The sequence below is a fragment of the Burkholderia sp. HMSC10F09 genome, from assembly GCF_001806955.1.
Taxonomy (GTDB): domain Bacteria; phylum Pseudomonadota; class Gammaproteobacteria; order Burkholderiales; family Burkholderiaceae; genus Burkholderia; species Burkholderia multivorans.
In genome coordinates this window covers 53,898-54,873 of sequence record NZ_KV786505.1, presented here as the reverse complement: position 1 = coordinate 54,873, position 976 = coordinate 53,898, and the positions used below count along the sequence as shown (strand labels likewise).

General features: G+C 66.8%; 1 protein-coding gene and 1 pseudogene. Both read left to right on the top strand.

Annotated elements, in window-relative coordinates; translation table 11 throughout:
• Positions 1–338, top strand: a pseudogene (locus HMPREF3115_RS32105) (multidrug ABC transporter ATP-binding protein); the annotation flags it as partial.
• A gap of 261 nt (positions 339–599) precedes the next feature.
• Positions 600–976, top strand: a 377-nt coding sequence (locus tag HMPREF3115_RS32100; protein ID WP_256275948.1) for a porin, incomplete at its 3' end; no start/stop codon positions are given.

Here is a 976-nt window from a genome sequence, read left to right as displayed (position 1 = left end):
GCCAGCGGCAGCGCGTCGCGATCGCGCGCGTGATGCTCAAGGACGCGCCGATTCTCGTGCTCGACGAAGCGACGAGCGCGCTCGACTCCGAGGTCGAAGTCGCGATCCAGCGCAGCCTCGACAGTCTGATGACGGGCAAGACGGTGATCGCGATCGCGCATCGGCTCTCGACGATCGCGGCGATGGACCGGCTGATCGTGCTCGACGAAGGACGAATCGTCGAGGAAGGCACGCATCAGCAATTGCTGCAGGCAGGCGGGATTTACGCGGCGCTGTGGGCGCATCAGAGCGGCGGGTTTCTCGGCGAGACGGCGGAGTCCGAAGCTGCCATGCGGTAGCGCGCGTGGCCGACGCGCCTCGGCAGCGCCACGTCGTGCATGCACGCCAAACCGCAACTGCAATCGTCCGTGAACGGCAAGCTCGACGGGTCGTCGCGACACCCGCATCGCCTCGGTGAACGCCGTTGCATTGGAGCGGTCCGCCCGTACGCCGCGGCGCCTCATAACGTTCCGACAATTTATTGGTTCCCTCGACGATGTGTCTGTCCGTATCGTTCACCCCGAATCGTCAGACCTAACGACCAACGGGGGAATCCAGTCATGAAACGCATCAGGTCACTCGCCTTGCTCGCCCTGCCGGCATCGCTCTACGCGGCCGGCGCGCACGCGCAAAGCAGCGTCACGCTGTACGGGATCGTCGATGCCGGCATCGCGTACGTGCACAACGCGCAGAACGCGAACGGCAGCAACGCGTCGAACCTCGTCAAGTTCAGCAGCGGCAACCTGTCCGGCAGCCGCTGGGGGCTGCGCGGCACCGAGGATCTCGGCGGCGGGCTCGCCGCGCTGTTCCAGCTCGAGAACGGCTTCAACATCGGCACGGGCGCGCTCGGCCAGGGCCAGCGCGAGTTCGGCCGCAAGGCGATCGTCGGCCTGTCGAGCGGCACGTACGGCACCGTGACGCTCGGCCGCCAGTACGA